Raw genomic sequence first — 23,832 nt, forward strand, 5'->3', positions numbered from 1 at the left:
GTTTCGCAACTCGTTCTGGCCTACAGTTGTCGTATGGACGACAGCGACGCCGCCCCCCGGCCGACGATGGCCCGCATCGCCGAGCGCGCCGCGACGAGCGTGCCGACGGTCTCGAAGGTGCTCAACGGCGGCACGGACGTCTCGGAGGCGACCCGGCTGCGAGTGATGGAGGCGGCGCACGAGCTCGGCTACCGGCGCCGGCCGCGGCTGCGCCCGCCGGCGGACGACCCGCACGTCGCGCACATCGTCGACGTGGTCGTCGGCCACCTCGACGGCACCTGGATCGGTCCCGTCCTCGGCGGGATCGAGGAGGAGGCCGCGGCGGCCGGCGTCGACCTGGTGCTCACCCGCGCGCGTCCCGACGGGGAGTGGGTCAACCGGCTCTTGCGCCGCTCGTCCCTCGGCGCGATCGTCGTCCTCGTGAACGTGACGGCGGCGCAGCTGCACCTGCTGACGACGGCCGAGCTGCCCGTGGTGATCGTGGATCCGATCACCCGCCCGCCGGCCGACGTGGCGAGCATCGGCGCGACCAACTGGGACGGCGGCCGGATGGCGGCGGAGCACCTGCTCGGCCGGGGCCACACCAGCATCGGCGTGATCGCCGGCGCGCGGGGGCAGCTCTACAGCAGCGCCCGGCTCGACGGGTTCAGCACGGCGCTGCGCGAGGCGGGGGTGCCGCTCCCGCGGGAGCGCGTGGCCTACGGCGGCTGGAGCCGCGACCGCGCGCGGATCGTCGCCTCCGCGATGCTGGAGGACGCGGCGACGCGGCCGACGGCACTGTTCGCGCTCTCGGACACGATGGCGCTCGGCGCCTACGACGCGGCCGATCTGGCGGGACTGCGCATCCCGGACGACCTCAGCGTGATCGGCTTCGACGACGTGCAGGAGTCGGCCTGGGCGACGCCGCCGCTGACCACGATCCAGCAGCCGATCGCCCAGATGGGCGCCGCGGCGTTCCGGATGCTGCACCAGGCGCACCGCGCGGCCCGGCCGCTGTCGTCGAGCGCGACGCGGCTGGAGCTGGAGACGCGGCTGATCGAGCGGGCGTCGGTGGGGCGGCCGCGCTGAGGCGAGGCCGGCTCGGGCCCCGTTTCCGCTGATGGATGAGCGGGTGCACCCCTTCGCTGATCGAGTAGCCCGCGGAGCGGGCGTATCGAGATCCACCTGTGCCGGACGACGGGTCTGCAGGCTGGACGTTCGGAGGACGGGGGTCTCGATACGCCCCTGCGGGGCTACTCGACCAGCATGGATTCGATACGCCCCTTCGGGGCTACTTGACCAGCATGGATTCGATACGCCCCTGCGGGGCTACTCGACCAGCATGGATTCGATACGCCCTTTCGGGGCTACTCGACCAGCATGAACACGACACGCACCTGCGGGGCTGCTCGCCCCAACATGGCGGGGTCGCGGCGCTGAGTCGCCCGGGAAGGTGCGTTCTCGGGGTGGAGAACGGGCCTTCTCGGGCGACTCGGCGGGATGGGGGCTAGAGGGCGCCCTGGGCGGGGGTGCCGGCGGGGAGGGGGGCCAGGCGGGTGACGACCGGGGGTGCGGCGACGAGGCCGGCGATGGCGGCGTTCAGGCGGACGACGGGCTCGCCGGCGGCGTGGGCGTCGAGGGCCTCGGCGCTGGTCCACTTCTCGAGCATCACGATGGTGCCGTCGGGGGAGTCGTGGATCGCGTAGAGCTCGCAGCCCTCCTCGCCGTGGACCTCGGCGATGGCGGGGGTGAGGGCGGCGACGAGGGCGTCGCGCTTGCCCTCGGCGGGGGTGAAGATCGCGGTGACGACGACGGGATCGGTCATGGTGGTGCCTTTCGTGAGGGGGTGGTGGGCGGAGTCAGTGGCGGGCCGGGGCGGCGCAGCTGGAGCGGATGACGAGGTCCGCCTGAACCTCGATGTGCTGGGGCGCGTCCGGGATCCGACCCTGCATGCGGGCGAGCACCAGGTCGACGCTGTGCCGGGCGAGCATCTCGATCGGCTGGCGGACGACGCTGAGCGGCGGCGTGACGAGCTCGCTCCACGGGTTGTCGTCGAAGACGACCACGGAGAGCGCGTCGGGGATCGCGACACCGAGCTGGAAGAGCCGGTGCACGGCGCTGCGCACCTGCGCCGTGTTCGCGACGATCAGGGCGGTCGGCGGCTCCGGCAGCGCGAGCAGTGCGGCGACCGCCTCGCCGCCGATGTCGCCGCGGAACGGGACCTCGCGGATCAGCGTGCCGTCGACCCGGAGGCCGGCGGCGGTGAGGGCCGCGCGATAGCCGGCGACGCGCGCCTGGCCGGTCGACGTGCGCAGCGGACCGGAGACGATCGCGATCCGGGTGTGGCCGAGCGCGATCAGGTGGTCGGTCGCGCGGGCGGCCGAGGCGGAGTTGCCGATGCTGACGACATCCACGTCGTCGAGACCGGGGGTCGTGCGGTCGACGAAGACGACGTCGATCCCTGCCCGGCGCAGTCGCGACCACTTCTCGAGGTTGTCACCGGACGGGGTCGCGATCACTCCGCCGACGGAACGGTCGAGCAGGCTCGTCAGCGACTCGCCCTCGACGTGGGAGTCCTCCTGCGTGGTCATCAGGAGGACCTGGGCGCCGCGGGCGCGCGCCTCCCAGACGACGCTGTCGGCCAGGCGGGCGAAGAAGGGGTTGGTGAGGTCCGGCAGCACGAGGCCGATGGCGAGGGTCTGGCCGTGGCTCAGCTCCCGGGCGGCGGCGCGCGGGCGGAAGCCGAGCTCCTCGATCGCCTCGACGACGCGACGACGGGTGTCGACTGCGACCGGGCCTGTGCCGTCGTTGAGCACGCGCGACACCACGGAGACCGAGACGCCGGCGCTGCGCGCGACGTCGCGGATCGTGGGTGCTTTCTGCACGGTTCCTCCCCCGGGTGTCGGGCCATCGTATCGGCGTGCGACCGGGCTGCTCCGCTCGCTGTTGACACACTCTAATCGCGGGTGGTACAAAACTGGTACCGGTTCCACAACGACCCGGTGAGCAGCACTGTCTTGAAGAATCACTGTCCAAGAAGACTGCGCACGACGACGACGTCCCCCGCCCCTCGAGGCGGCCTCTGCGTCCGTGCGCCACCGGACCAGAGAGGTCAACGTGAACCTGTACAAACTCCTCGGCGATCGCGAACGCGAGGGCCGCCCCATCCGCATCGGGCTGATCGGCGCCGGGCGCTACGGCACCATGTACCTCTCGCAGGCGCGCAACATCCCCGGTGTGCACGTGGTCGCCATCGCGGACGTCAACGTCGCCCGGGCCCGCGGCGCGTTCGAGCTGGTCGACTGGCCGGCCGAGGCGATGGCCGCCGACATCCCCGAGGCGCTCGCCAACCGGACGACCACCATCGTCGACAACGCCGCCGTCCTCTTCGAGCACGACATCGACGTCATCGTCGAGGCGACCGGCAACCCGATCGTCGGCGTGCACCACGCGCTCCGGGCGATCGAGACCGGCAAGCACATCATCATGGTCACCGTCGAAGCCGACGCCCTGGCCGGCCCCGCGCTCGCCAAGCGCGCGGAGGCGGCGGGCATCGTCTACTCGATGGCCTACGGCGACCAGCCGGCCCTGATCATGGAGCTCGTCGACTGGGCGCGCACCAGCGGCTTCGACGTCGTCTGCGCAGGCAAGGGCGCGAAGTACCTCGAGCACTACCACCAGATGAACCCCGACAACGTCTGGGAGAACTGGGAGTTCAGCAAGGAGCTGACCGACTCCGGCCAGCTCAACCCGTACATGCACACCTCGTTCCGCGACGGCACGAAGGCCGCGATCGAGATGGCGGCGGTCGCGAACGCAGCAGGCCTGGTCCCCTCCGACTCCGGGCTCACCTTCACTCCCGGCGACGTCGAGGAGATCGCGACGATCAGCCGGCCGAGCGCGATCGGCGGCGCCCTCGACCACGAGGGCACGGTCGACGTGATGTCGAGCGTGAACCGCGACGGCTCGCTCATCCCGCACAACACGCAGGAGGGCGTGTACGTCGTCGTCAAGGCGACCAACCCCTACGTCTCCACCTGCTTCGACGAGTACCCGTGGCACCCGGACCCGACCAAGCAGTATGCGGCGCTCTACCGGCCGTACCACTACGTCGGCCTCGAGCTGAACGTCTCGATCGCCAACGCGGCGCTGCGCGGCATCTCGACCGGGCATCCCGAGGGCTTCTACGGCGATGTCGTCGCGACCGCGAAGAAGGACCTGAAGGCCGGCGAGTTCCTCGACGGCGAGGGCGGCTTCACCGTCTACGGCAAGCTCGTCTCCGCGAAGCACTCGGTCGCCATCGGAGCACTCCCGGTCGCGCTGGCCCACCACGTCGAGCTGCGCCACGACATCGCGCAGGGCGCGACGGTCGGCTGGGACGACGTGATCATCGACGAGTCCCTCGCCGAGGCGCTCGAGCTGCGCCGCGAGACCGAGGCGCTGCTCGCCTCCTGACCCCCTCGGGCCGGGCGCATCCTCCGCCCGGCCCGCCACCTCCCGCACCACCCCGCACGACCCGCCCCACCTCGCACGACCCGCCCCACCTTCCGATGACGAAAGGCCCCCTCCCATGTCCTTCCCCACTCGCGCCACCGGCGCCGCCCTCGCCGGGCTCGCCTCCCTCACCCTCCTCGTCGGCTGCTCGGCCTCGCCCGACGGCGACGGCGCAGGAGCAGCCGCCGGCGGCTCCGGCGCCGACATCGTGTCGCTCGTCGACTCCTCCGCGCAGACCCCCGTCGACGAGGTCACCGCCTCGCTCGGCGACCCGGCCGTGCCCGACGGCGCCAAGCTCTGCTACATCACCCGCACCCTGTCGAACGAGTTCTGGGGCTACGAGCGCGACGGCTTCGAGAACCGCGCCAAGGAGCTCGGCGTCGACTACCAGACCTTCGACGTCACCGACGAGTCCTCGATCACCGAGCAGCTCGACAAGGCCAAGAGCGCGATGAACCAGGGCTGCACGGCGATCCTCGCCTCGCCGATCTCGGCGACCGGCCTCGACTCGATCTTCGAGTCCGCCCTCGCCGACGGCATCCCCGCCGTGGTCCTCAACGACGCCAAGAGCGACGTCCCCGGAGTCGTCTACGTCGGACCCGACGCGACCACCATCGGCGCCACGGCCGCCGACTACATCGCGGACCTGCTGCCCGACGGCGGCCAGGTCGCGATGATCGAGGGCGACCCCGGCTCCTCCAACGCGATCAACCGAGGCGACGGCTTCACCGCGGCGCTCGCGAAGCACGAGAACCTCGAGCTCGTCGCCTCGCAGACCGCCTCGTGGGACCAGACCAAGGCGCAGGAGATCGCGACCACGATGCTCACGGCGAACCCCGACATCAAGGCGTTCTACTCGCAGAACGACGGCATGGCGCTCGGCGTCCAGGCCGCCATCGATGCGAAGGGCCTCACCGGGAAGGTGATCCTCGTCGGCACCGACGGCATCCCGCAGGCCAAGAAGCAGATCCTGGCCGGCGACTACACCGCCACCGTCAGCGAGCTGCCGACGACCGAGGGCGCCACCGGCGTCGACGCGGCGCTCTGGCTCCTCGCCGGCAAGACGGTGCCGGCCTGGATCGACGTCCCCGCCTTCATCATCGACAGCGAGAACGTGGCCGACTACGAGACCGGCATGCCGTGACCCGCGGCTGATCACCGCGCTCCCTCCGGCAAGGTCCCTCTCGAACAGGAAAGAAGACGGAACATGGCCGAGCATCTGCTCGAGGTCCGCGGCATCGCGAAGTCGTTCCCGGGCGTCCGCGCCCTGGACGGCGTGAGCTTCACGCTCGAACGCGGCGAGATCCGCACGCTCGCCGGCGAGAACGGCGCGGGGAAGAGCACTCTGCTCAACATCCTCGGTGGGGCGCTGCGCCCTGATCGCGGCTCGATCACCATCGACGGGGTGCGGCGGATGGAGTACACCTCGCGCCAGGCCCTCGCCGAGGGGGTCCGCATCGCGCACCAGGAGCCGGCCATCGTGCCCCAGCTCACGGTGATGCAGAACCTGCTGCTCGGGCGGACGCGCACCCAGCGCGCGTCCGCCCAGGACGACATCGACCGGGCCCTGAAGGACGTCCATCTGATGGGTTTCCCGATGGAGGCGCGGACCCCGGTCGGCCGGCTCAGCCCGGCGCAGCGGCACGCGCTCACCATCGCCCGGGCCTTCGCCTTCGACGCGAAGATCGTCGCGCTCGACGAGCCGACGACGAGCATGCTCGAGCACAACGTGGAGGGGGTGCTCACCCGGGTGCGCGAGATCGCCCACGGGCGCGGCGTCGGCGTCATCTACGTCTCGCACAAGATGCCGGAGGTGATGAGCGTGTCCGACACGGTCGTCGTCCTCCGCGACGGCCGGCCCGCCTACGACGCGCCGATCACGGAGACCTCCTCCGAGGACATCGTCCGGCGGATGGTCGGGCGCGAGCTGCTCTCCTTCGAGCGGCGGCACCCGGTCGCCGCGGACGCCGAGGTGCACTTCGAGGCCTCCGGCGTGACGCACCCGAGCGGTGTCGGACCGGAGTCGATCCAGGTGCGCCGCGGCGAGGTCGTCGGCATCGCCGGCCTCGTCGGCTCGGGGCGCACCGAGTTCCTGCGCGCGCTGATCCGCGCCGACGAGGGCACCGAGGGGACGGTCCGGCTCGCCGGCCGCACGCTCAAGGTGCGCTCGCCGCGCGACAGCCGCGACGCGGGCATCGCCTTCATCCCCGAGGACCGCAAGCACCAGGGACTCGTGCTGCAGACACCGGCCTACGCGAACGTCGCCCTCACCTCCGACCGGCAGCTGAACGGCTTCGGACCGTTCATCAGCACCCGGCGCCAGATCGCGACGGCGGAGGAGATGGGCCGGCGGATGTCGCTGCGCCCGGCGGACGTGCGGCTGAACGCCCGGCAGTTCTCGGGCGGCAACCAGCAGAAGATCGTGATCGCGAAGTGGATCTGGCTCGGCGCGAGCGTCTTCCTCTTCGACGAGCCGACCAAGGGCGTCGACGTCGGGGGCAAGGTCGAGATCTACGAGCTCATCGATCAGCTCGCCTCCGAGGGGCACGCCGTGATCGTCGTCTCGAGCGACCTGCCCGAGATCATCTCCATCAGCGACCGGGTCCTCGTCATGAGGGCCGGCCGCTTCGTCTCCGAGCACGTCGGCGACGACATCACCGAGCACAGCATCGTGGCGAACGCCATGGGCGTCGCGAAAGGAACCTCATGACCTCCCCCGAGACCGGGGGCGTCGCCACGCCGCCCCGCCGCTCCTTCAACCTCCAGGCCTTCGGCATCTACCTCGCCGCGGTCGTCCTCTTCGTCATCCTCGGCGTGCTCAACCCGAACTTCCTCACCCTCGGCAATCTGCGCGACGTCGCGGTGTCGGCGAGCGTGAACGCGATCATCGGCATCGGGCTCACCTTCGTCATCATCACCGGCGGCATCGACCTCGCGGTGGGGGCGATGGCGAGCTTCGTCGGCATCGTCAGCGCGTCGCTGCTCGTCAACGGCGGCGTCCCTCCGCTGCTCGGGCTCGCGGCCGGCATCGTCCTGGGCCTCGTCTGCGGCGGGATCAACGGACTGCTGGTCACGAAGCTGAACCTGCCGCCGTTCATCGCGACGCTCGGCACGATGAGCGTCTTCCAGGGCGGCGCGTACGTCGCCACGAACGGCAAGCCGGTCTACGACGTGCCGAAGGAGTTCATCCTGCTGCTGAACAGCTACGTCGGCGGCGTGCCCGTGGTCGTGCTGATCGTCGCCGTGGTCGGCGTCGCCGCCTGGCTGCTGCTGCGCAAGACCGTCTTCGGTCAGAACGTGATCGCGGTGGGCGGCAGCGAGGAGACCGCCTGGCTCTCCGGCGTGCGGGTGCACCGGGTCAAGATCGCGGTGTACTGCATCTCCGGTGGCCTCTCGGCGCTGGCCGGTCTGGTCATCGTCGCCCGGATCAACGCGGCGCAGCCGGACGCGGGCAGCCCCTACCAGCTGACCGCGATCGCGGCGGCGGTGATCGGCGGCGCCAACCTGATGGGCGGCGAGGGCCGCATCGCGGGCACCCTGGTCGGTGCGCTGATCCTCGGCGCGCTCACCAACGGACTGGTGCTGCTAAACGTGCCGAGCTTCTACGAGCAGATCGTGACCGGTCTCGTCGTTCTGATCGCGGTCACGCTCGACCAGGGCAGCAAGGGCTGGCCGATGCTCTCGCGCGGGCGGAAGAAGCAGCGCGAGGACGTCGCGGCGCCGCCCACGGAGTCGACGCCGTCGGTGCGCGCGTGACGGCGCCGCTGAGCTCCACCGCGCGGTTGAGCTCGCTCGGCGGCGCCCGCATCCTGGTGACGGGCGGCTCCGGGCTGATCGGGCGGCCCACCGTCGCGGCGCTGCAGGCGGCAGGGGCGGTCGTCACCGTCCTCGACCGCGCCGCAGCGGAGGCGGACGTGCGCTCGATCGTCGGCGACGTGACCGACCCGGCGGTGCTGGCGGAGGCAGTGGCCGGCCAGGACGCGGTGGTGCATCTCGGCGGCTACGCCGGGCTCGGCATGGCCGACGCGGTCGAGACCTACCGGGTGAACGCGGTCGGCAGCTTCGCAGTGTTCGCGGCGGCCGGCGCAGCCGGGGTCGCGAAGGTGGTCTACGCCTCCAGCATCAACGCGAACGGCTACCCGCTCGGTGCCGCGCAGGTGCTGCCGCCGGTCATCCCGTATTCGGAGGACGCGGAGCCGCGGATCTCGGACGAGTACTCGCTCTCGAAGCTCGCGACCGAGGACGCGGCGCGGATGGCGCACGCGACCTGGGGGCTGAGCCTGACCGGACTGCGCTTCCCGCTCGTGCGGGACATCACGGTCGACGGCGGGCGGGTCTTCGGGGAGCACCTGCGCGCGGTGCTCGCCGCCGACCCGCGCCGCCAGGCCGCGGAGGGCTGGAGCTATCTCGACGCGGCGGACTCGGCCCGGGCGGTGCTCGCGGCGCTGCTGCGGGACACGCCGCCGGCGCCGGGCATCCTCGTCGCGGCTCCGCTGACCTACCTGCGCGAGGCCACCGCCGACGCCCTCGACGCGGTCGCGCCCGGCGTGCCGCGGGGGCGAATCGAGGGCCGCGCGGTGGGGCTCGACCTCACCCGCTCGCGCGAGCTGCTCGGCTTCGAGGCGCGGGTGCTGCTCGACGACGTGGCGCCGAACGAGCTCGCCGAGGTGCGATCCGGCGAGGCCGGCCTGTGAGCCTCTCCCTGCTCGGCCTCGGTCCGATGGGGGCGCCGATGGCGCGGAACCTGCTCGCGGGCGGCCCGCTGACCGTCTGGAACCGCACGGCCTCCCGCGCCGCGGCGTTCGCCGGACTCGGCGCCGTGGTCGCGTCGGCACCCGCGGAGGCGGCGGCCGACATCACGCTGACGGTGCTGCCCGACCTGGTGCAGGTCGAGTCGCTGCTCGACGGCGACACGGGACTGCTCGCGGGCTGGCGCGCCGCGGGGATCGCCGAGCCGGTGCTCGTCGTGCACGGCACCGTCTCGCCGATCGCGGTCGCGGCCCTCGCTCGCCGGCTCGACGCCGAGCACGGCGTGCAGGTGGTGGACGCCCCGCTCAGCGGCGGCACGGTGGGCGCCCGCGACGCGACGCTCAGCATCATGGTCGGCGGAGCCGAGGTGGCGGTCACCCGCGTCCTCCCGGTGCTCGAGCGCCTCGGCCGCACCGTCCGTCACCTGGGCCCGAGCGGCGCCGGCGCGACGGCCAAGCTCTGCAACCAGATCGTCGTGGCCGGCACCGTGGCCGTGGTCTCGGAGGCGCTGCTGCTCGCCCGCCGTGCCGGGCTCGACGCGGAGACGGTGATCGAGCTGCTGCAGGGTGGCCTTGCCCGCACCGCGGTGCTGGAGCAGAAGAGCCGCAAGTGGCTCGACGAGGACTTCGCCGAGGGCGGCAGCGCCCGCAACCAGTTGAAGGACCTGCGCTTCATCGAGGAGTCGGCCGCTGCCGAGGGCGTTTCGCTGCCGGCGACCGCCGCCGTGACCGCCCTGTTCGAGAGGATGATCGCGGTGGGCGACGGCGATCTGGATCACACCGGTGTCTACCGCACGCTCGCGCGCCGCCTGGAGGAGCCGCATGCCTGATCTCGTCGTCATCGACGCCCACCACCACCTCACCGATCTCTCCCGCTCCTACCCGTGGCTGGAGGGGCCCGCCGAGCCCTTCCGCTACCACGGCGACGACCGGCCGCTCCGCCGCTCCTACAGCGTCGCCGACTACCGTGCCGACGCCCGGGACGTGACGCTGCTCGCCTCCGTGCACGTCGAGAACGGCGCCGCCGACGCGCTCGCCGAGACCGCCTGGATCGACGCGCTCGCCCGGGAGAGCGCGGTGCCGACGGTGCACGTCGCGCACGTGTCGCTGCTCGATCCGGACGCGCCGCGGCTGCTCGAGGATCATGCCGCGTTCGCGGTCACCCGCGGCGTCCGCGACATCCTGAACTGGCACCCCGACCCGGTCTTCAGCCATCGCGACCGGGGGGACGTCCTCAGCGATCCGGTCTGGCGCGCGAACTTCGCCCGGCTGCAAGGGCTCGGGCTCTCGTTCGATCTGCAGGTGTTCCCGACGCAGCTGCGGGAGGCGGCGGCGCTCGCCGCGGAGTTCCCGGGGACCGCGATCGTGCTCGATCATCTGGGCATGCCGATCGGACGCGACACCGAGTCGGTGACCGAATGGCGCGCGGGCCTCCATGCGATGGCCGCGCAGGACAACGTCGTCGTGAAGATCTCGGCGCTCGGCACCAACGACCACTCCTGGACTCGTGACTCGATCGCGCCGTTCGTGCTGGAGACCCTGGAGACCTTCGGCCCGGAGCGGGCGATGTTCGGGAGCAACTTCCCGGTCGACGGGCTCTACAGCTCGTTCTCGGAGCTGTACTCGGCCTTCGACGCGCTGACCGCGCAGCTCTCGCAGGCCGAGCGGCTCGCGGTCTTCGCGGGGACGGCGGAGCGGTTCTACCGGATGGGCGTGGCGTTGCCGCCACCGGCCGCGGGCTGACTCGTTACCCTGGTCGGCGGACGTGGACCCGCCAGGGGTCCGCTGGCTGATGGAGGAGGACGCCGGGATGGCCGAGCGCAGTGTTCTGACGGACGACCTGACCGGCGCGGTCATCGCGGAGGGTCGCGGCGGCACGGTCGCGTTCTCGATCGACGACCGCGAGTACGAGATCGATCTGACCGCGGCGAACATCGGCGCGCTGCACCTGGCCGTGGCGCCGTTCGTCGCCGCGGCGCGACCGCTCTCGTCGGCGGCTCCGTCGCGCCGCGTGGTCGCCGTCGAGGCCGGCGCCGGCCGGAAGTCGCCGGAGATGCTCTCGGCGATCCGGCACTGGGCGCGCCGGCACGGCTACGAGGTGCCCCGCTCGGGGCGCATCCCGAGCGACGTGCAGGCGGCGTTCGACGCCGCGCACCGCGGCGGTCGCGCCGGGCGCTGAGGGCGTCGCGTTCGCCGGGCTTCCTGCTGACTGGGGGGGGGGGGATCTCGATACGCCCGCTCCGCGGGCTACTCGATCAGCAAGGACTCCGCCCCCGTCTTGCTGGTCGAGTAGCGGCGCACGCCGCGTATCGAGACCCCGCGTCCGATGCGCCCGCTGCGCGGGCCACTCGATCAGCAGGACTCCGCCGCTCTGTCGGGCGCCGCCCCCGCGCCGCTACAGTGACCGGCATGTCCCCCTCGCGCGTCCTCGCCCCCGAGCCTCCCGCCGACGGCTCGAAGCCGAAGGGCCCGGCGTCGTACTTCCCGAGCATCGCCGCCACCTACGGCCGCCCGATCCAGGAGTGGCTCGACCTCGTCGACGAGCGGCTCGACTCCGAGACCCACATGCAGGTCGTCTCCTGGCTGAAGACCGAGCACGGCCTCGGCCACGGCCACGCGAACGCCCTCGTCGCCTACGTCAAGGCCGCCCGCGCCTAGCTGCAGCCCGTGCGGGCCGCCCCTTCCGAGGGATGCGGTGGCGGCCTCTCACAGGTCGTCCGGCGTCCTGTCGCGGAGCGTCCATACCGCCGCGCACACGCCGAAGAGCAGCAGCGGGCCGGCGCTGAGCGAGAGTGCGCTCGGCAGCACACCGAGATCGCCGACCGCCCGCGGCTGGAATCCGCCGTGGAACGCGAGCCAGGGAGCCGCGACGCTGGGGATGAGATTCCGTGGGTCCCACGGCCCCAAGATCGGCAGCAGGTAGTACGCGAGAGCGAAGCCGGTGAGCGAGAACGCGCGCTCCCTCGTCACCGTCGCGACGCAGAATCCCAGCGCGGCGAAGGCGACGCCGATCAGCAGGAACGCGGCGGACAGCGCGGCGATCCGGCCGGGGTCGGCGGGCGGCTCCCGCACAGCATCGCCGAGGACGGACGGTCGCAGCTGCGCGGTGACCAGTCCGGCGAGGGAGGAGCACAGCGCGAGCGCCCCGCCGAACGTCAGGACGGCCAGGACGAGGAGGGCGGCCTTCGCGGCGAGGAAGGTGCGCACGCCGCGGACCTGCGGCCACCTCACGATGATCGACCCGCTGCGCAGATCGGTGGTCGCGGCGAACAGCCCCACGGCATAGCCGAGGAGCGGGGTCGCGAGGACCAGCGCCAGGCTGAGCGCCGTGCTGACGGCCCCAGCGGGGTCGAGCGCCGCCGAGGCCGCGACCGCTGCCTCGAAATCGAAGCGCAGCGGATTGTCGATCTCGGTCCGTCCGTCGCCGAGCGAGGTCACGGTCAATGGCGCTGCCAGGGCCTCCTCGACGGACTGCCCGGCCGCAGTGTGGTCGGCGGCGGTCCTCATGAAGAGCGCCGCGGTGGATTCGGCGTTGCCGCAGTCGGTCACCGCGCTCCAGGCCGCGAAGACGGCGCCGGCGAGCAGCAGGACGAGGAGCAGCCGGGAGCTGACCGCTCCTCGCAGCTCCCTTCGGATCTCACGGAGCACGGAGGTCATGGCTCTCCGGCCGTCGGAGGAGCGGGTGGGCGGTGGTGACGTCGAGGAGAGTCCCGTCGACGAGCTCGCCGACGCAGGAGGGGAGTCCCTCGAATGCGGTGAGGTCGTGACCCGTGGCGATGACGATGCGACCCTGCTCGCAGGCCCGTCGCAGGTGGACCCGCATCTGGTGCCGGCCGGCGAGGTCGAGCCCGTTCGCGAACTCGTCGAGCAGCAGCACCGGAGCGCCCGAGGCGAGGGCGATCGAGAGCATGACCGTCTTCCGCTGGCCGGTGGACAGCCGCCCGGCGCGGGCGCGGAGGATCTCAGGCGAGAGCAGCTCCTGGACGAGCTGGTGCCGATGCCCCGCCGATTCGTTGAGCTGGTAGTCGATGTTCGCCTTGACCGACCAGCCCGGGTGCAGGCTCGAGCGGTCGAGGACCGGCGCGACATCGGCGTGGCGACCCGGCGTCGCACCCCCGTGATCCACGCGCACGGTGCCCGAGTGCCGGGTGAGCCCCAGCAGGCACCGGAACAGCGTGGTCTTGCCGGCGCCGTTCCGCCCGAGCAGCAGCAGGAAGTCGCCGGGCGACAGGTTCAGATCGACCCCCCGCAGAACCGCGCGCCCACCGCCTCTCGTGGCGAGCCCCTCGACGCGCAGGCCCCGCTGCGTCATCCCCAGGAGGCCGACCAGGCGCCGCCGGCACGCACCTCGGTGGTCGCGGTCGCACTGGCGTCGTAGACGTTCGCGTTGCCCCACGGCGTGGGTACTCCCGCACCCACCGTGTAGCTGCCACGCCAGGTGTGCTTCCCACGGGTGCTCAGGATCCTCGACGTCCCGTTCTGCGTGACGTTGTTCGGGAACACGGCGCCGGACTCCTGGAATCCCGAGCTCCACGAGACGGAGGAGTCGGTGGAGCCGAAGTCGACCCTCTCGTTCGCCCACATCAGGAAGCTGCCGCGGTACAGACTCGTTCGAGTCGTCGGGGCGTCATCCGTTCTCGAGGTCCTCAGCTCCGAGACGCTGGTCAGCGAGGATCCGGTCATCTTCTGCGGTGCCTCCCAGATTGCGATCGCCTCCTTCTGCGCAGCGGTCAGATCCTCCGGGGTGGGTCGGTCCGCAGCGTGAGCTGCTCCCGGCGCCAGCAGCAGCGCGCCGATCAGCGCAGTGCCTCCCGCGAGGGCGGTGATCGTCCTCTTCATGTCGGTCCTCTTTCTCCTCGAGGAGGGATGAACCGATGACGGCCTCATCGGAATGACCTCCTGGGTATGGGTCATGAGTCTTGTCCTTCTCTCCCTGCCCGGCACGTGCTGGGCGCGGAACACGGGCCGGGCGGCGCGCGGCGCTCGCTCCGCCGCTTCCAGTCCTCGAAAGTCGCGGTAGTCGAGGGCGACCACCGCAACTTCTGAGGGACGGGGACAGGGGCGGGGGCGGGGGTCTGCCGCGGCCAAGGGGGGAGATGCGGCTATGATGATTACTAATAGTCATCGAGGCGGGGAGGGTTCGTGTACGTCGCCCCTGATCTGAACGACGAGGAGTTGGAGGTCCGCGCCCGGATCCAGGAGCTGAGCGACTCGCTGAGGTACCAGGTGCGGCAGGGCAACCGGTGGACGGCGTCGCTGCGGCGCATGACGTTCGCGCGGAACGTGCAGGGATCGAACAGCATCGAGGGCATCCACGCCAGCGTCGACGACGTGGCGGCGATCGCGCAGGGCGAGAGCCCGGTCGACGTCGACGACGAGACCGAGCGCGCCCTCACGGGCTACCAGCTGGCGATGACCTATGTGCTCCAGCTCGCGCAGGACCCGGTCGTGGTCGACCCCACCCTGATCCGCAGCCTGCACTACATGGTGACGTCCTACGACCTCTCGCAGCGACCGGGTCGCTACCGGACCGGACCCGTCTTCGTGCAGCAGGAGATCACGGGGGACATCGTCCACGAGGGAGCCGACGCCGATGCCGTCCCGGCCCTGATGGAGGAGCTGGCCGACACGATCGTCGTGACCGGCGACCACCTCGTCGACGCGGCGATGGCGCATCTCAACTTCGTGCTCGTGCACCCCTTCAAGGACGGCAACGGGCGCATGGCCCGCGTGCTGCAGTCCCTCGTCCTCGCCGCGGACGACGACGTCTCGCCCGTCTTCCTCTCGATCGAGGAGTACCTGGGCCGCCGTACGCAGGCCTACTACGACGTCCTCGCGCAGGTGGGCCGGGGCGCCTGGGATCCTGACTCGGCGACGCCCGAGAGCGTGCGCCCCTGGATCCGCTTCGTCCTCACCGCCCACCTCAACCAGGCCCGGGAGCGCGCCGCGCGCATCACCGCCGCCAGCGACGCCTCGACCGCCCTCAGCGAGCTGCTGCGAGCCGCGGGTGTCGACGACCGGGCCCTGGATCCGCTGTTCGACGCGCTCTTCGGGGCGACCGTCAGCCGCGGCCGCTACATCGCCTCCCTGGCGGAGGCGGGAACGCCGATCAGTCCCCAGACCGCCACGCGCGATCTGGCGACGCTCGCGCAGGCGGGACTCCTCGCGACGAGCGGCGAGAAGCGCGGCCGCGTCTACACCGCGGCCGACCCGCTCCTCCGCCTCCGCCGCGAGGTCGGCCTCGGCCGGGCCTGGCGGGACGTCGACCCGTTCGCGTAGCCGGGCAGGACGGGGACGACCTGCTCGCCGAGCAGTCGATGGTCGGTGACAGCCGTGCTCGAGAAGGGGGATCTCGATACGCGCCCTGCGGGCGCTGCTCGATCAGCATGCTGTGGTCGCTCAGCTGCTGGTCGATCGGCATGCTGGGGCCGCCGTGCTGCCGTGGGGCACGGCGGGCCGGCCATGCTGGTCGAGCAGCGGCGCAGCCGCGTATCGAGACCCGGCGTGGTCTGCTGGGTGGATCTCGATACGCCCGCGGAGCGGGCTACTCGATCAGCATGACGCTGCCGCTCGACCGCTCCGCCGCTGCAGCGCACCGAGCTGCCTCGACGGATCGAGGCTACGAATATCCACCCGAATCCAAGAAAAACGTTAGACAGGCTTAGAAAGTCTTAGACGACCTGGTCGCGCGGACGGCTCAGCGGCCGGCGCGGCCGAACTCCACGAGCTTCGCGAAGAGGTCCTCGAGGAGCCAGCGGGTGTCGAAGGAGTCGCAGACGCGGATCGAGTGCGGGCCGACGCCGGGCTGCAGGTCGCCGGCGGGGGTGAAGCGCGGGGCGGGGACCTCGCGCCAGCGGCCGCCTGCCGGGTTCATCACGGCGCCGATCGCGGGGCTGTCGCCGAGGGAGCGGAAGTCGAGCGGGCCGTAGGGGATCGTCGCGTTGAAGGCGATCAGCTGGTCGACGAGGTAGTCGCCGAGCGGGCTGGTGCCGCCGAGGCGCGTGCGCAGCTCGGCGTGGCCGACGCCGACCATCGTGTAGACCGGCATCGGGATCTGCCAGACGGCGACTCCCGACTCCAGCACGGCGTTCGCGGCGGCGACGTCGTTGATCAGGTTGAACTCCGGATGGTACGCGGCGACCCCCTCGTAGGGCGGGCCGCCCACCCAGACGACCACGACGTCGCGCTCGGCGATCGACGGCTCGGCGAGCAGCGCCGCGGCGACGTCGGTCAGCGGGCCGAGCACGGCGATCCAGAGCCGGCCCTCGCCGTGCAGCGCCTCCTCGACGATGACGCGCGAGCCCTCGGAGTCCGCCGACGCAGAGCCGTCCAGCGCCGACTCGGAACCGTCCACGACCCGCACGTCGGCCCCGGCGAGCGCCACCACGCGATCGATCTCCGCCCGAGACTCCCGCAGGCTCCCCGCCCGGCCGAAGTGCGCCGCCACGAGCGCCCGCACGTCGAGCGTCCCGCTCAGCAGCGCCTGCACGATCGCGAACTGGTCGTCCGCCTCGTTCGCGGCGTCGGTGCTGACGATCAGCCGGTGCGGCGCCGCGCTCACGCCGACTCCCGCTGCACGAGCGTCGTCGCCAGGATCGGCTGCCGGTCGACCTCGCGGCCCGCCACCACGGCCACCACGGTCTCCGCGGCGACGCGCCCCATCTCCTCCAGCGGCTGCCGGATCGTGGTCAGCGTCGGATCCGAGGTGGTCGCGATGACCACGTCGTCGAAGCCGACCACCGAGATGTCGGCGGGCACGCGCCGGCCCGAGGCCTGCAGCACGCGGATCGCGCCGTTGGCCATCAGATCGGAGGAGGCGAAGACGCCGTCGAGGTCGGGGTGGCGCTGCAGCAGCCGCGCCATCGCGGCCGAGCCGCTCTCGAGGGTGAACTCGCCGTGCACGATCGGGCTGTGGTCGATGCCCAGCTCGGTGAGCTCGTCGCGCCAGCCGCGGATGCGGTCGCGGGCGGGCTCCATGTCGTGCGGGCCGGCGATGATCCCGAGCCGCCGCCGCCCGGAGTCGGCGAGCGCGCGGGCGGCGAGCCGGCCGCCGCCGTAGTTGTCGGAGTCGATCACGATCGCGTCCTCGGCCAGGGCGACCCGCGGCCGGCCGACCCAGGCGATCGGCACGGGGGAGTCGGCGAGCGCCTGCGCCAGGTGGGTGATCTCGTGCTGGAGGATCACGATCGCTCCGTCGACCGCGCGCGAGCGCAGGAACTTGGGGATCCGGTCGCCGTCGTCGTGGTCGGCCGGCAGCAGCACGGGCTGCACCTCGGCGGCGTAGAGGCCCTTCGCCGCGCCCTTGAGCACCGAGGTGAAGAACGTGCCGGTGAGGCTGTCGAGCTCGTTGAAGGCGACGATCAGCGCGATCGCGCCGGAGCGGCCGCCGCGGAGCATCCGCGCGGCGCTGTTGGCCTCGTAGCCGAGCTGCTTGGCGGCGTGCTCGACGGCGGCCGACATCCGGACGTCGACGTTCGTGCCCCCCGCGAGGACCCGGGCGGCGGTGGCGCGGGAGACCCCCGCGGCCTGTGCGACGTCCACGAGCGTGGGTCGGGTCATGGCTGCATCCTTCTGAGCGAGGAGGGGAGCGGACCGGGGCGCCGGGTGCTCGATCTCCAGATTCCCACGGGAACCGCTCCCCGGGGGGAGAGACGGTCGCGATTTGCGAAAGTTCTTGCCAATCCTAGGGGAGATCGATATCTCACGCTGCGGTAACGACTCCGTGATCGCGCTTGCACGAGGGAGAAAGGCGGGCTACCTTGGCGTCCAAGAGATCGTTCTCTGCCCCACCGAGTCTCCTTTCGAGAGACCCCGCGAATCCCCGACGAAGAGGAACAATCGTGAACAGAAGACTGACGGCCGTCGCCGCAGCCGCCGCCGCCGTGGCCCTCGCCCTCACCGGATGCTCATCCGGAAGCGGCGGCGGCGCGTCCGACGACCCGAACGCCGAGGCGACCTTCTGGTCCTTCACCGGCATCAACGCCAAGGACAGCGTCGACGAGTATCTGGCGAAGATGCCCGATGCGAAGATCAAGCTCTCCGAGGTCGGCAGCACCACCGAGACCGCGACCGCCCTCACCGCGGCGCTGGCCGGCGGCAAGGTCCCCGACCTGGTGATGATCCAGAACGACGACCTGCCCCAGTTCGTCGCCAACAGCTCGAACTTCCTCGACCTGCGCACCCTCGGCGGCGACGACGTCTCCTCCGCGTACCTGCCGTGGGCCGCCTCCGCCGCGACCGCCGACGACGGCTCCGTCGTGGGCGTGCCCACCGACGTGGGCGGACTCGGCTTCGCCTACCGCGCCGACCTCTTCGAGGCCGCCGGTCTGCCGACCGACCCGGCCGAGGTCGCCGAGATGTGGAAGGACTGGCCGTCCTTCATCGCGATGGGCGAGAAGTACACCGAGGCGACCGGCAAGCCGTTCGTCGACAACATCGAGACCAGCGTCTTCTTCTCCACCGTCAACCAGGTGTCGGAGAAGTACTACTCGCCCGACGGCGAGCTCGTCTACGACACCAACCCGCAGGTCGAGGACGCCTTCCAGGTCGCCGTGGACACCAAGGACGCCGGCATCAGCGCCGGCATCGCCGCCTGGTCCTCGGGCTGGGCCCCCGGCCGCGCCAACGGCGCCTTCGCCGTGACCATCGCGCCGTCGTGGATCCTCGCGGGCATCAAGACCGACGCCCCCGACACCGCGGGCAACTGGCGCATCACCAGCGTCCCCGGCGTCGGCGGCAACTGGGGCGGGAGCGTCATCGCCATCCCGGCCCGCGCCGAGCACCCCGAGGCCGCCTGGCAGTACATCAAGACCATGATGTCCGCCGAGGGCCAGACCGACCACTTCGAGGCCTCGGGCACCCTGCCCGCCGCCACCGACGCCGTCTCGAGCGACGCGGTCCGCAACTACACCGACCCGTTCTTCGGCGACTCGAAGATCGGCGAGGTCATGGCCACCTCGGTCGAGCAGTTCCCCTCCTTCTACAACGGCCCGGACACGACGCCGATCAACGGCGCCCTGCTGAACACCCTCGTCGAGCTGGAGGCGGGCAACGTCACCTCCGACAAGGCGTGGTCGACCGCCCTCGACACGGCCAAGCAGGCCATCGGCGGCTGATCGCCCCACCACCCGAGCGGCCCGGCGCCTCGCGCGCCGGGCCGCCCCTTCGACGGAGGTAACCCACGTGTCAACGGCGACAGTCGTACGTCCCCCCAAGCAGCGCAAGCAGCCCAGCGTTCCCGTGCAGAAGGCCGCGCGCATCCGCAACTCCCTCTCGGAGCGGATCGCCCCCTACGCGTACGTCGCTCCCTTCTTCATCATCTTCATCGTCTTCGGGCTCTTCCCGCTGCTCTTCACGTTCTACGTCTCGCTCTTCGACTGGAACCCGATCGGCGAGCAGACCTTCGTCGGCCTCGCGAACTTCCAGCAGCTCTTCGCGGACAGCCGGTTCTGGAACGCCCTGGTCAACACCTTCGGCATCTTCATCATCTCGACGGTGCCGCAGCTGCTCTTCGCGCTCTTCCTGGCGCACCTGCTCAACCATGCGCGACTGCGCTGGGCGAACTTCTGGCGCATGGCGCTGCTGGTGCCCTACATCACCTCCGTCGCGGCGACCGCGATCGTCTTCGCGCAGATCTTCGACAAGAACTTCGGCCTGATCAACTGGTTCCTCGGCATCTTCGGACTGCCCTCGATCAACTTCCTCGCCACCAACTACGGCTCCTGGATCGTCATCTCGACGATGGTGTTCTGGCGCTGGTTCGGCTACAACACGCTCCTCTATCTGGCGGGGCTCCAGTCGCTCCCGCGCGAGATGTTCGAGGCCGCCTCGGTCGACGGCGCCTCCAGCTGGCAGCAGTTCCGCCACCTCACCATTCCGGCGCTGCGCCCGATCATCGTCTTCACCGTGATCATGTCGACCATCGGCGGTCTGCAGATCTTCACGGAGGCGCTCCTGGTGGCTCCCGAATCGGGCCTCACCTGCGGCGCCGGCCGGCAGTGCCAGACGCTCGCGCTGTTCCTCTACGAGCAGGGCTTCGGCCAGTTCAAGTTCGGCTACGGCTCCGCGATCGGCGTCGTGCTGTTCGTGATCGTCGTCGTCGTCTCGCTGCTCAACTTCTACCTGTCCACCCGCACCCGGAAGGCGGCCGTCTGATGTCCGATGTGATCGATCAGGCCCTCCCGCAGGCGCGCGCCGTCGCGGCCGGCGACACTCCGAAGCTGCTCCCGCGCCGTCGCGGCAAGGGCGGCGGGGTCGGCTGGCCGACCTACGTCTTCCTCGCCGTGGCCGTGCTCGTCTCGGTCTTCCCGCTCTACTACATGTTCGTGATCGCCTCGGTCGGAGCGACGGCCGTCACGTCGATCCCGCCGCGCCTGTACCCGGGCACGAACTTCTTCGCCATCGCGGAGAAGGTGTTCGACACCGTGCCGTTCATCGCGTCGCTGTTCAACTCGCTGATCGTGTCGCTGAGCATCGCGGTCCTCTCCGCGATCCTCTGCGCGATGGCCGGCTTCGCCTTCGCGAAGCTGCAGTTCCCGGGCCGCAACGTGCTGTTCCTGATCGTGCTGCTGACCATGACGGTGCCGGCGCAGCTGAGCATCATCCCGCAGTACCTGATCATCTCGGCGCTCGACTGGGTCGACACCCTCCAGGCGATCATCGTGCCGGGTCTGGCCAGCGCCTTCGGCATCTTCTGGATGCGGCAGCACATGTCCACGACGGTGAGCGACGAGCTGATCCAGGCGGCGCGCATCGACGGGGCGAACTCGTGGCAGCTGTTCTGGCGGGTCGCCTTCCCGGTCGTCCGGCCGGCGGCGTTCGTGCTCGGGCTGATCACGTTCACGGCGGTCTGGAACGACTTCATGTGGCCGTTCATCGTGCTGAAGTCGCCGGAGCTGTTCACGGTGCAGATCGCGCTGAAGCAGCTGCAGGCCAACCGGTCGATCGACGTGGCGCTGGCGATGGGCGGTTCGTTCATGGCGACGCTCCCGCTGCTGATCGCGTTCTTCTTCGTCGGCCGCCGGATGGTGTCCGGGATCATGGACGGGGCGTTCAAGGGGTGACGCGCGACGCCTCCACCACGCTCGACCCCTCCGGTACGCTCGACCCCTCCGATCGGATCGAGCACGGGGACCCGGCCGCCGAGCACGGCTGGCGGGACCGCTCCCTCCCCGCGAGCGAGCGGGCCCGCCTCCTCACCGCCGAGCTCACGCTCGAGGAGAAGGCGGCCCAGCTCGGCTCCGTCTGGCTCACCGACTCCGCCGACGACTTCGCGCCGAAGCTCGAGGGCGGACCCGAGGCCGCGGCCGACCCCTTCGCCGGCGGCCTCGGCCAGCTCACCCGCGTCTTCGGCACCGAGCCCGTCTCGGTGCCGGAGGGGGTGCGTCGGCTGCGCGAGCTGCAGGAGCGCGTCGTCTCCTCGCAGCGCCTCGGCATCCCGGCGATCGCGCACGAGGAGTGCCTGACCGGCCTCGCCGCGTTCGGCGCCACCGCCTTCCCGACGCCGCTCGCATGGGCGGCCACCTTCGACGAGGAGCTCGTCGGCGAGATGGCGGCCGCGATCGGCGCCGACATGCGCGCCCTCGGCCTCCACCAGGGGCTCGCGCCCGTCGTCGACGTGGTGAAGGACTACCGCTGGGGCCGGGTGGAGGAGACCCTCGGCGAGGACCCGTACCTCGTCTCGCAGCTCGGCGCGGCCTACGTCGCAGGGATCGAGTCGACGGGGGTCATCGCGACGCTCAAGCACTTCGCCGGCTACGCGGCCTCCCGCGGCGCCCGCAACCACGCTCCGGTCAGCATGGGGCCGCGCGAGATCGCGGACACCGTGCTGCCGCCGTTCGAGGCCGCGCTGCGGCACGGCGGCGCGCGCAGCGTGATGACCTCCTACACCGACATCGACGGCGTGCCCAGCAGCTCGAACCGGCACCTGCTGACGACCATCCTCCGCGAGAAGTGGGGCTTCGAGGGCACGGTCGTGGCCGACTACTGGGCCGTGCCGTTCCTCCAGGCGATGCACCACGTCGCGGTCGACACCGCGGACGCGGGGCGCCTGGCGATCCGCGCCGGCGTGGACGTCGAGCTGCCGCAGACCGCGGCCTACGTCGAGCTGCCGCGGCTCGTCCGCGAGGGCGTCGTCGACGAGCGCGATCTCGACCGCTCGGTCCAGCGGCACCTCCGGCACAAGTTCGAGGCCGGGCTGCTCGACGGCGGGCCCCTCGTGCCCGAGGGCGCCGAATCGGTCGACCTCGACAGTGCGCAGAACCGGGCGATCTCGCTCCGGATCGCGGAGGAGTCGGTCGTGCTGCTGCGCGACGACGACGTCCGCGGGCTGCTCGCCTCCGGCACCGTCGCGGTGCTGGGCCCGGCGGCGGACCAGTTCCGCAGCCTCGTCGGCTGCTACGCGTTCCCGAACCACGTGCTCTCCAAGCACCCGGGGCACGAGCTCGGGATCGAGATCCCGACCCTGCTGAGCGCCCTGCGCGACGAGCTCGGCGCGGACCGCGTGCGCTTCGCGGCGGGCGGGTCGATCACCTCCGCGGACGCCTCCGCGATCGCCGAGGCCGTCGCGACGGCGCGGGCGAGCGACGCGGCCGTGGTCGTCGTCGGCGACGTGGCCGGGCTGTTCGGCGACGGCACCTCGGGGGAGGGCTGCGACGCGGCCGACCTGCGGCTGCCCGGCGCGCAGGACGAGCTGGTCTCGGCGGTGCTGGCCACCGGCGTGCCGACCGTGCTGGTCGTGCTCTCCGGCCGGCCGTACGCGCTCGGTGCCTATGGGGCGGCGCGCGGCGTCGTGCAGGCGTTCTTCCCCGGAGCGGACGGGGCGGCCGCGGTCGCCGGCGTGCTCTCCGGGCGGGTCGCGCCGACCGGGCGGCTGCCCGTGCAGATCCCGCGGGAGAGCTCGGCGTCGACGACGTACCTCCAGCCGGCGCTCGGGCTCTCCAATCCGGGGATCACCGCGCTCGACAACACGCCGCTGCACCCGTTCGGCTTCGGCCTGACCCGCGGCGCGATCGCCTACGAGGCGCTGTCGGCGCCTGCCGTGCTGGCGGTGGACGGGGCCCTCGACGCCGCGGTGACGATCCGCAACAGCGGCGAGGACTCGGTCGAGGTCGTGCAGCTGTACGCCGCGTTCCCGTCGTCGCCCGTCGTGCGGCCGGCCGTTCAGCTGATCGGCTACGCGCGCGTTCCCATCGCCGTGGGCGAGTCGCTGACCGTGCACTTCCACGTCGAGGCGGCGCGGCTCGCGGCGACCGGCGAGGACGGCGCGCTCAGCGTGGATCCGGGACCGCTGCGGCTGATCGCGGGCCCCTCCGCGGCCGACGCGGCGCAGGTCGCCGCCGTCGCCCTGACGGGCGAGCGCCGCCTGCTCACCGAGCGCGCCCTCCGCACCCCGTGGTCGGTCACCCCGGCCTGACCCGGGGCCGACTGGTCGAGCAGCCCCCCCCTTGCTGGTCGAGTAGCCGCGGAGCGGCGTATCGAGACCCACGTGTCCGATCTCGGTGGATCTCGATACGCGCCCTGCGGTCGCTACTCGATCAGCAGGGAGCGCGGGCAGGCCGCCCGGACGCGGGGCGCAAGGGGCCTGCGCCCGCCGCCCCGCGCGCCTACCGTG

General features: G+C 71.7%; 22 protein-coding genes. 15 read left to right on the forward strand and 7 right to left on the reverse strand.

Going from position 1 to position 23,832, the window contains the following annotated elements; all coding sequences use genetic code 11:
- The first annotated feature begins 33 nt into the window (after positions 1-33).
- A complete protein-coding gene (locus GSU72_RS02455; RefSeq protein WP_159983429.1) occupies positions 34-1,068 on the forward strand; it encodes a LacI family DNA-binding transcriptional regulator in 1,035 nt (344 codons plus the stop codon).
- Between the two features lie 418 nt (positions 1,069-1,486).
- On the opposite strand, the gene GSU72_RS02460 is transcribed toward GSU72_RS02455, so the two are convergent.
- Together GSU72_RS02460 and GSU72_RS02465 are read right to left on the reverse strand one after the other, a co-directional pair.
- On the reverse strand, positions 1,487-1,804 hold the full coding sequence (locus tag GSU72_RS02460; protein WP_159983431.1) for a putative quinol monooxygenase: 318 nt from the start codon (positions 1,802-1,804) through the stop codon (positions 1,487-1,489).
- Positions 1,805-1,838: 34 nt separating this feature from the next.
- A complete protein-coding gene (locus tag GSU72_RS02465; protein WP_159983433.1) occupies positions 1,839-2,864 on the reverse strand; it encodes a LacI family DNA-binding transcriptional regulator in 1,026 nt (341 codons plus the stop codon).
- Positions 2,865-3,096: 232 nt separating this feature from the next.
- On the opposite strand from GSU72_RS02465, the gene GSU72_RS02470 reads away from it, so the two are divergent.
- The 9 genes from GSU72_RS02470 to GSU72_RS02510 all read left to right on the forward strand — a co-directional run bounded on the left by GSU72_RS02470 (position 3,097) and on the right by GSU72_RS02510 (position 11,879).
- Complete coding sequence (locus GSU72_RS02470) at positions 3,097-4,434, forward strand: Gfo/Idh/MocA family oxidoreductase (RefSeq protein WP_159983435.1); 1,338 nt, start codon at positions 3,097-3,099, stop codon at positions 4,432-4,434.
- A gap of 115 nt (positions 4,435-4,549) precedes the next feature.
- The gene (locus GSU72_RS02475; RefSeq protein WP_159983437.1) at positions 4,550-5,617 is read left to right on the forward strand and encodes a substrate-binding domain-containing protein; all 1,068 of its coding nucleotides are present in this window, start codon (positions 4,550-4,552) and stop codon (positions 5,615-5,617) included.
- Positions 5,618-5,680: 63 nt separating this feature from the next.
- Positions 5,681-7,183, forward strand: coding sequence for a sugar ABC transporter ATP-binding protein (locus GSU72_RS02480; protein ID WP_159983440.1), 1,503 nt, complete (start codon positions 5,681-5,683; stop codon positions 7,181-7,183).
- Positions 7,180-8,229, forward strand: coding sequence for an ABC transporter permease (locus tag GSU72_RS02485; RefSeq protein ID WP_159983442.1), 1,050 nt, complete (start codon positions 7,180-7,182; stop codon positions 8,227-8,229). The genes GSU72_RS02480 and GSU72_RS02485 overlap by 4 nt, the downstream gene beginning before the upstream one ends.
- Complete coding sequence (locus GSU72_RS02490; RefSeq protein WP_159983444.1) at positions 8,226-9,167, forward strand: NAD(P)-dependent oxidoreductase; 942 nt, start codon at positions 8,226-8,228, stop codon at positions 9,165-9,167. The genes GSU72_RS02485 and GSU72_RS02490 overlap by 4 nt, the downstream gene beginning before the upstream one ends.
- Positions 9,164-10,051 carry an NAD(P)-dependent oxidoreductase gene (locus tag GSU72_RS02495; RefSeq protein ID WP_244255936.1) on the forward strand — a complete coding sequence of 296 codons (888 nt, stop codon included), beginning with the start codon at positions 9,164-9,166 and terminating at the stop codon, positions 10,049-10,051. The genes GSU72_RS02490 and GSU72_RS02495 overlap by 4 nt, the downstream gene beginning before the upstream one ends.
- On the forward strand, positions 10,044-10,964 hold the full coding sequence (locus GSU72_RS02500; protein ID WP_159983446.1) for an amidohydrolase family protein: 921 nt from the start codon (positions 10,044-10,046) through the stop codon (positions 10,962-10,964). The genes GSU72_RS02495 and GSU72_RS02500 overlap by 8 nt, the downstream gene beginning before the upstream one ends.
- A 22-nt stretch (positions 10,965-10,986) precedes the next feature.
- Complete coding sequence (locus GSU72_RS02505) at positions 10,987-11,400, forward strand: Lsr2 family protein (protein WP_159983448.1); 414 nt, start codon at positions 10,987-10,989, stop codon at positions 11,398-11,400.
- 230 nt (positions 11,401-11,630) lie between these two features.
- On the forward strand, positions 11,631-11,879 hold the full coding sequence (locus GSU72_RS02510) for a DUF4287 domain-containing protein (protein ID WP_159983450.1): 249 nt from the start codon (positions 11,631-11,633) through the stop codon (positions 11,877-11,879).
- A gap of 48 nt (positions 11,880-11,927) precedes the next feature.
- On the opposite strand, the gene GSU72_RS02515 is transcribed toward GSU72_RS02510, so the two are convergent.
- From GSU72_RS02515 to GSU72_RS02525, 3 genes are read right to left on the reverse strand one after another with little or no spacing between them, the layout of a single operon-like run.
- A complete protein-coding gene (locus tag GSU72_RS02515) occupies positions 11,928-12,878 on the reverse strand; it encodes a hypothetical protein (RefSeq protein ID WP_159983452.1) in 951 nt (316 codons plus the stop codon).
- The gene (locus tag GSU72_RS02520; protein ID WP_159983454.1) at positions 12,859-13,533 is read right to left on the reverse strand and encodes an ATP-binding cassette domain-containing protein; all 675 of its coding nucleotides are present in this window, start codon (positions 13,531-13,533) and stop codon (positions 12,859-12,861) included. Before GSU72_RS02520 ends, GSU72_RS02515 begins: the two co-directional genes overlap by 20 nt.
- Positions 13,530-14,060 (reverse strand): hypothetical protein, encoded by a 531-nt coding sequence (locus GSU72_RS02525; protein WP_159983456.1) that lies wholly within the window; start codon positions 14,058-14,060, stop codon positions 13,530-13,532. Before GSU72_RS02525 ends, GSU72_RS02520 begins: the two co-directional genes overlap by 4 nt.
- 303 nt (positions 14,061-14,363) lie before the next feature.
- Here GSU72_RS02525 and GSU72_RS02530 point away from each other — a divergent pair, with 303 nt between their 5' ends.
- Positions 14,364-15,500: a Fic family protein gene (locus tag GSU72_RS02530; RefSeq protein WP_159983458.1), complete on the forward strand. Its 1,137-nt coding sequence runs from the start codon at positions 14,364-14,366 to the stop codon at positions 15,498-15,500.
- A gap of 418 nt (positions 15,501-15,918) precedes the next feature.
- On the opposite strand, the gene GSU72_RS02535 is transcribed toward GSU72_RS02530, so the two are convergent.
- Both GSU72_RS02535 and GSU72_RS02540 read right to left on the reverse strand, forming a co-directional pair.
- Positions 15,919-16,782: a nucleoside hydrolase gene (locus GSU72_RS02535; protein WP_159983460.1), complete on the reverse strand. Its 864-nt coding sequence runs from the start codon at positions 16,780-16,782 to the stop codon at positions 15,919-15,921.
- Positions 16,779-17,780 carry a LacI family DNA-binding transcriptional regulator gene (locus tag GSU72_RS02540; RefSeq protein WP_159983462.1) on the reverse strand — a complete coding sequence of 334 codons (1,002 nt, stop codon included), beginning with the start codon at positions 17,778-17,780 and terminating at the stop codon, positions 16,779-16,781. Before GSU72_RS02540 ends, GSU72_RS02535 begins: the two co-directional genes overlap by 4 nt.
- Before the next feature lie 281 nt (positions 17,781-18,061).
- Between GSU72_RS02540 and GSU72_RS02545 the strand changes: the two genes are divergently transcribed.
- From GSU72_RS02545 to GSU72_RS02560, 4 genes are all read left to right on the forward strand, one after another.
- Positions 18,062-19,336 (forward strand): extracellular solute-binding protein, encoded by a 1,275-nt coding sequence (locus GSU72_RS02545; protein WP_159983464.1) that lies wholly within the window; start codon positions 18,062-18,064, stop codon positions 19,334-19,336.
- A gap of 67 nt (positions 19,337-19,403) precedes the next feature.
- On the forward strand, positions 19,404-20,375 hold the full coding sequence (locus GSU72_RS02550; protein WP_208545132.1) for a sugar ABC transporter permease: 972 nt from the start codon (positions 19,404-19,406) through the stop codon (positions 20,373-20,375).
- Positions 20,375-21,283, forward strand: coding sequence for a carbohydrate ABC transporter permease (locus GSU72_RS02555; RefSeq protein WP_159983466.1), 909 nt, complete (start codon positions 20,375-20,377; stop codon positions 21,281-21,283). The genes GSU72_RS02550 and GSU72_RS02555 overlap by 1 nt, the downstream gene beginning before the upstream one ends.
- A complete protein-coding gene (locus tag GSU72_RS02560) occupies positions 21,280-23,634 on the forward strand; it encodes a glycoside hydrolase family 3 N-terminal domain-containing protein (protein WP_244255937.1) in 2,355 nt (784 codons plus the stop codon). The genes GSU72_RS02555 and GSU72_RS02560 overlap by 4 nt, the downstream gene beginning before the upstream one ends.
- Positions 23,635-23,832: the final 198 nt, after the last annotated feature.

The organism is Rathayibacter sp. VKM Ac-2760 (genome assembly GCF_009834185.1).
Taxonomy (GTDB): domain Bacteria; phylum Actinomycetota; class Actinomycetes; order Actinomycetales; family Microbacteriaceae; genus Rathayibacter.

What these genes read in the sequence shown, in the direction of transcription:
- GSU72_RS02455 (WP_159983429.1), top strand. Translation starts at nt 34, where the DNA reads ATGGACGACAGCGACGCCGCCCCCCGGCCGACGATGGCCCGCATCGCC.
- GSU72_RS02460 (WP_159983431.1), bottom strand. Translation starts at nt 1,804, where the DNA reads ATGACCGATCCCGTCGTCGTCACCGCGATCTTCACCCCCGCCGAGGGC.
- GSU72_RS02475 (WP_159983437.1), top strand. Translation starts at nt 4,550, where the DNA reads ATGTCCTTCCCCACTCGCGCCACCGGCGCCGCCCTCGCCGGGCTCGCC.
- GSU72_RS02480 (WP_159983440.1), top strand. Translation starts at nt 5,681, where the DNA reads ATGGCCGAGCATCTGCTCGAGGTCCGCGGCATCGCGAAGTCGTTCCCG.
- GSU72_RS02485 (WP_159983442.1), top strand. Translation starts at nt 7,180, where the DNA reads ATGACCTCCCCCGAGACCGGGGGCGTCGCCACGCCGCCCCGCCGCTCC.
- GSU72_RS02500 (WP_159983446.1), top strand. Translation starts at nt 10,044, where the DNA reads ATGCCTGATCTCGTCGTCATCGACGCCCACCACCACCTCACCGATCTC.
- GSU72_RS02510 (WP_159983450.1), top strand. Translation starts at nt 11,631, where the DNA reads ATGTCCCCCTCGCGCGTCCTCGCCCCCGAGCCTCCCGCCGACGGCTCG.
- GSU72_RS02515 (WP_159983452.1), bottom strand. Translation starts at nt 12,878, where the DNA reads ATGACCTCCGTGCTCCGTGAGATCCGAAGGGAGCTGCGAGGAGCGGTC.
- GSU72_RS02520 (WP_159983454.1), bottom strand. Translation starts at nt 13,533, where the DNA reads ATGACGCAGCGGGGCCTGCGCGTCGAGGGGCTCGCCACGAGAGGCGGT.
- GSU72_RS02525 (WP_159983456.1), bottom strand. Translation starts at nt 14,060, where the DNA reads ATGAAGAGGACGATCACCGCCCTCGCGGGAGGCACTGCGCTGATCGGC.
- GSU72_RS02540 (WP_159983462.1), bottom strand. Translation starts at nt 17,780, where the DNA reads ATGACCCGACCCACGCTCGTGGACGTCGCACAGGCCGCGGGGGTCTCC.
- GSU72_RS02555 (WP_159983466.1), top strand. Translation starts at nt 20,375, where the DNA reads ATGTCCGATGTGATCGATCAGGCCCTCCCGCAGGCGCGCGCCGTCGCG.